Origin of the sequence: Roseibium sp., from assembly GCF_025698965.1 — a bacterium.
Taxonomy (GTDB): domain Bacteria; phylum Pseudomonadota; class Alphaproteobacteria; order Rhizobiales; family Stappiaceae; genus Roseibium.
On record NZ_JAILWL010000440.1, the window covers coordinates 1 to 5,592 of the forward strand.

Annotated in this window: 6 protein-coding genes; 4 read left to right on the plus strand and 2 right to left on the minus strand. The window is 55.4% G+C overall.

The features are described 5' to 3' along the window. The first annotated feature begins 67 nt into the window (after window positions 1-67). The 3 genes from K5905_RS26375 (at window position 68) to K5905_RS26385 (ending at window position 2,158) form a co-directional block, all read left to right on the plus strand. Complete coding sequence (locus K5905_RS26375; RefSeq protein ID WP_297589772.1) at window positions 68-247, plus strand: hypothetical protein; 180 nt, start codon at window positions 68-70, stop codon at window positions 245-247. 451 nt (window positions 248-698) lie between these two features. After that, entirely contained in the window at window positions 699-974 is a 276-nt protein-coding gene (locus K5905_RS26380; protein WP_297589774.1) for a DUF6460 domain-containing protein, read from the plus strand. 116 nt (window positions 975-1,090) lie between these two features. Beyond that, entirely contained in the window at window positions 1,091-2,158 is a 1,068-nt protein-coding gene (locus tag K5905_RS26385; RefSeq protein ID WP_297589777.1) for a hypothetical protein, read from the plus strand. Between the two features lie 41 nt (window positions 2,159-2,199). On the opposite strand, the gene K5905_RS26390 is transcribed toward K5905_RS26385, so the two are convergent. Further along, window positions 2,200-3,156 (minus strand): histone deacetylase, encoded by a 957-nt coding sequence (locus K5905_RS26390; protein WP_297589785.1) that lies wholly within the window; start codon window positions 3,154-3,156, stop codon window positions 2,200-2,202. A gap of 137 nt (window positions 3,157-3,293) precedes the next feature. On the opposite strand from K5905_RS26390, the gene K5905_RS26395 reads away from it, so the two are divergent. Next, window positions 3,294-4,646, plus strand: a complete 1,353-nt coding sequence (locus K5905_RS26395) for an MATE family efflux transporter (protein WP_297589779.1) — start codon at window positions 3,294-3,296, stop codon at window positions 4,644-4,646. Window positions 4,647-4,669: 23 nt separating this feature from the next. On the opposite strand, the gene K5905_RS26400 is transcribed toward K5905_RS26395, so the two are convergent. Then, window positions 4,670-5,592, minus strand: a 923-nt coding sequence (locus tag K5905_RS26400) for a quinone-dependent dihydroorotate dehydrogenase (protein ID WP_297589782.1), incomplete at its 5' end; no start/stop codon positions are given.

Genomic DNA, 5,592 nt, shown 5'->3' on the forward strand with positions numbered 1-5,592 from the left:
CTAGAAGGCAGGGTACGGATCACAACGACGCGCGAAACTGTTGAGGCAAAGCCGGATCGGCAGACAGATGAAGCAACGGTTGACGCGGGATAAACACGCCGGTTCCAGCGCAGTGGCAACGCAATTAACCCGGGCATGTCACGGATTTGAGATTGAAAAAATTTTGGTAATGACGCGTGAAGAATTGCGGCGCGGTGATATTCTCGGGCATATCATCGCCGCGCCGAAGATCGTTCCATTTGTCTGACAGGCGCGCGATACTCCTTATCGTTCGACTGCTTCATGCCGATGGGACTTGGAACGTAGGACTGCAAAGAGACGTTCCGCTACGCCGGCAACAGACTCACCCCGCAATGTGATCGTTTCTGGTTCGCCGGTGCCTTGAACACCGGTCTGAAAGTCGTTCTTTCACCACGGGTAGAGACAGCCCTTTAGCGAGGACGAAAGTGGGGTTCCGACATCGCCACGAATAACTGTCTATCTCGAAGATACGTCGATCGACATTTCTTGTCTTTGGCACGAAATGTCTCAGTTTTAACCATTTACGACACCACGTGTATTTAATTGGTAGTCTGCCGATTGTGGATTTTTCCGATGGTTGGGAACGGGACCCAAAACCATCACACATTGTAATTGAGGCGCAACGTGCCTAATTTCCGGCTATGCGACCGTCGACCAGACTATTTTAGGAGAAGCAAATGTCAGACACCGGCCTGAGCCGTTTTTTGGGAGGCTCCCCTGCCCAAGTGGTTTTGCGACTTGTGTTCATCTCCTTCGTTGTCGGAATTATCCTGTCAGCCCTCAATCTTGATCCGCTGGATTTGGTCCATATGACGATCAATTTCTTCGAAAGACTTTGGAATATGGGTTTTCACGCGATCGGACGTCTCGGAAACTACCTGGTCGTTGGCGCAATTGTCGTGGTGCCTATCTGGTTGGTATCCCGAATTCTTTCCATGGGGCGGTCACGATGACACTCGTCTGGAGTGTCAACAATCCTGCATGAAATCAACTTATGCGAGAAGTTAGGAATATATTAACCTTGTTTAATAAAGATTGAACATATCCCTCCGAGCCGCCCGGGCCTGATATGTCCATATTCTCTATTCTACAAAGTTCCAGTCGACAGCAATTCGATCTGCGAAACAGGACTGATACGCAGAAAGAACACACTGGTCTTTCGACTGCCGAAAGTCTCGCTCAAGCCATCAGCGCTTCGGATGCGAATGGCTCCGAAGACGATGACGCCGCTCTATCTCTCTTTGAGGACTACAAAGAAGCCGTCGAATTGAGCAGCGGCCTCTCCCGATCCATAGAAAGCGGTCAGGATGCGATGCGTCAGGAACGTATCAAACGCATCGAGCAGCGTATCGAGCAACTGAAAGAACTGCTCAAGTTTGCTTCTCCGGAACAGGCCAAGCGCCTGATGAGGGAACTCAAGCAAATCTCAAAGGAATTCAAGACCGCGTCTCAGGAGCTCAACAAGGCCGGACAGGATAAGGCTTTCGGGGGAATTGGCGCCGTCACTTCGAATTCGGTGAATACAGTTGCCGCGGTAATCGAAGCCGCTTCCTCCTCACCTGTGGCTAGCGGATCGCCTGGCCTCACTTCGGCAGTTGAAACCAGCACCGTTTCTATCGAGGCCGAGACTGTGGCCTCACCTCTGCCTGAAAACAGCTCGAGCAGTGTCGCAACCAAAGATGATGCGGCCAACACAGAAGTTCAGTCGCGCTATGGAGAAAGCCCGTCAATCGACCCTGCAGACAGCACAGGCCAATCAACAGCTGACGAGACCGGCTTTAACCTGATATCTGCCGTTCAGGCCTATGCGGAAAGACTGGAAGACAGCGATGACGCGCATCGGTTGGGCCGCCGTGCGAGAATGCAAAGTGAGCACGAGGAGCTGGGCAAGATAGCCGCCGAAATCAAGTATCTTGCCGCTCGTCTGGAGCAACTTGCAGAAAGAGATGACGAAGAAGCCGAAAAGGACCTGAAAGACCTTCGGGGCGACCTTGAAGACGGTCTGAAAGAACTTGATGACCCAGGATTGAAAAACGCCCTAGGACTTGGCTCAGGTAGCTCAATTATCTCCACCGGCATACCCACTGCCAGCGGGACCCTTTCGGCATCTGCTGTCAGCACCGGAATACTCGCCTGATCCTCGTTGTTCGGCGCGTTGCTAAAGCCGGATGGCAGCTGTTACGTCTGCAGTGCTGAAATCGCTTCCCTTCTCGAATCCACCATCGCCTTTGATTGCACCACACCTCTCGCTGTTCTGTGCAAGGTCAGGTGGCGATCCGCGAGTTCGTCGATGTCGGACGAATAGCCACCGCCCAACACGCCTCCAAGCGGGATCCCTGCCCGGCTTACCGTTTCAATGACGTAGCGATCCCGAAGACGCAGGCCATTTCGCGACAAGGCCAAACGGCCAAGCCTGTCCTCAGCATAGGGATCAACGCCCGCATTGAAAAAAACAATGTCCCAGTTTTCCTGCGCCAACAGATCCGGTAGAGCTTTCTCCAGGCATTCCAGGTAGGTTTTGTTGCCGGTATCGTCCGGCAGGCCGATATCGAGATGTGACGGAACTTTTCGCACCGGATAGTTTTTCTCCGAATGCATGGAAAATGTGAACACATCCGGATCGCCTAGGAAAATTTCGGCAGTGCCATCGCCCTGATGCACATCAAGATCAATCACCAGTGCCTTTTGAATGGCGCCATCGGCCTGCATCACCCTGATTGCGACGGCAACATCGTTAAAGACACAAAAACCGGCGCCATGCCTGCGACGGGCGTGATGGCTCCCCCCCGCTGTGTTGCAGGCAAGGCCGTGTTCGAGCGCAAGATATCCGGTCAACACCGTTCCACCAGTGGCGCAGCGGGCCCGAAGGGCGATATCCGCCCGCATCGGAAACCCGATTTCACGAGCAACCTGTTCCGGAACCTTTCCATTGAACACCTGGTCCACATAAAGAGGGTCATGGGCTAGAGCGACCCATTCGAACGGAGCAGGCCTTGGCCGAAAGAACGGTTTGCCGTCGAGCAGGTCTTCCTTGCGGATAAGATCGGCAACTGCCCTGAACTTATCCATTGGAAAGCGGTGATTGGCGGGAAGATCCGCGCAGTAGGCCGGGTGATGAACGATCGGTAGCACCATTGCGCGCAATATAATGCGCTCCACGTACCCGAAAAGCCCCAATGTGGATTGAATGCTGACATTCGATTGGCCTGAAGAATTCAATTGACGAACCCAACGGTCTGGACAACAAGAGCTGCTGTTTGAAGTGAGCCTATATGTCCAATCCCTCAGCCAGCAGTCCGCTTCCGGGAGAAGCCTTCTCGGTAACGCACCGCTCCGTGCTGGCAATTGCCGTCCCGATGACACTCGCCTACCTGTCCACACCGCTGCTTGGTGTCGTCGACATGGCCGTGATCGGACGCCTTGGTGATGCAGCGTTGCTGGGTGGCATCGCCATGGGCGGTATCATCTTCGACCTTGTGTTCACCACATTCAATTTTCTGCGGTCAGGCACCACAGGCTTAACGGCACAAGCTCTGGGCGCAAAAAACGACGAAGAGATCAAGGCAACGCTCCTGCGTGCCCTGGTCGTGGCACTCTTTGGCGGTTTGGTGGTCATCGCGTTTCATGTGCCGGTCCGGGAAATCGGACTATGGTTTCTCGGTGGCAGCAGCGACGTCCAGTCAGCAACTGTTCGCTATTTCGACATCAGAGTTTTCAGCGCGCCGTTCCTGCTGGCCAATTACGCCATACTGGGCTGGTTCATCGGTTTGGGCCGCGCAAGCACGGGTCTGGTTCTGCAACTCGTGCTGAATGGATTGAATATTGTGCTCAGCATCTGGTTCGTTGTCGGACTTGGCTGGAGTGTCGAAGGCGCAGCGCTGGCGACTGTCCTGAGTGAGGTTGCCGCGACAATTCTAGGTCTCGCGCTGGTCCTGTCTCACGTCAAGCAAGGCTCCTGGCCTGCGGTATCCATCATTTTTGACCGTCGGCTGTTGCTGCGCATGATGGCCTTGAACCGGGACATCATGATCCGTTCATTCGCACTGCTTTATGCCTATGCCTTCTTCATGGCTCGCTCGGCGGATCAGGGCGACACGGTTCTGGCGGCCAATGCGGTCCTCGAAAAATTCATCCTCGTTTCCAGCTATTTTCTGGACGGTCTGGCAACCGCAGCCGAACAACTGGCCGGACGGGCAGTTGGTGCGCGATACCGGCCAGCCTTCGACCGGACCCTGAAACTGACCGCCTTCTGGAGCTTTGCGCTGGCCGGCATTCTTTCAGCGGTCTTTCTGATGGCCGGCCCTTCCATGATTGATTTCATGACCACGTCACATGACGTTCGGGAGATCGGCAACACCTATCTCATCTGGGTCATCGTCGCTCCGCTGCTAGGTGTTCTGGCGTATCAGATGGACGGGGTCTTTATCGGGGCTACATGGTCCGGAACCATGCGCAACATGATGCTGTTGTCGCTCGCCGCCTATATCGCTGCCTATTACACACTCTTTCCGCTTCTTGGAAATCACGGGCTCTGGCTCGCCCTGTCGCTGTTCCTCGGACTGCGCGGTGTCAGCCTTCTGCTTTCCTGTCGCAAGCGTGCGGCAAAAACTTTCGCCGCGGTTTGAAGCCCGGTATCGCGTCACTCCAATTATGCGGTCTGAGATGCCCAATGCTCGACCGCCGTATCCCGCGCTTCGCGCAGGGACGAGAGACCGTGTTCATCAAGTTTTGCGGAAAGACCGGTGACGATCTCTTCGATCAAAGCCGGCCCCTTGAAAACAAGAGACGAGTAGAGCTGCAACAAATCCGCCCCTGCCGTAATTTTCGTCCAGGCGGTCTCAGCACTGTCAATGCCACCGACCCCGACAATCGGCAGGTCCGGCCCTGCAAGTTTGCGCGCCCTTGCCAACACAATCGTCGATTTGCGGAATAACGGCCGGCCGGAGAGGCCGCCGGCTTCTCCAGCATTGCCCTGACGACCTACGCCCTCCCGACCGATCGTAGTGTTGGAAACGATCAGACCGTCGACGTTTTTTGCGAGCACTTCCTCGACAATGTCGTTGAGGTCCTCGTCAGCGACGTCCGGAGCGATCTTGAGAAGCATCGGAACATGGCGCCCCAGCCTGCGGGTGCACTCGTCCCTGGCGGAAATGACACCGGTCAGCAACTCTGCAAGAGCTGATCGTGCCTGCAGGTCCCGCAAGCCCGGCGTATTGGGCGAGGAAATATTGACCGTGAAGTAGGACGCCATATCGGCAAACTCATAAATACCGGAGACATAGTCGGCCACCCGGTCTTCAGCATCCTTGTTCGCCCCGACGTTGATCCCGACGATCCCGGTCAGGCGGGCACGGGCGTTCAGACGGCGGCGCAGCGCCGCGTGCCCCTCGTTGTTGAAGCCGTAGCGATTGATGACACCTTCATGCTCGTGCAGGCGAAAGACACGTGGCCGCGGGTTTCCGGGTTGTTCCTTCGGCGTCACAGAACCGACCTCGGTGAACCCGAAACCAATTTTCAGCAACGCGTCCGGTACTTCCCCATTCTTGTCGAAACCGGCAGCCATTCCCAGTG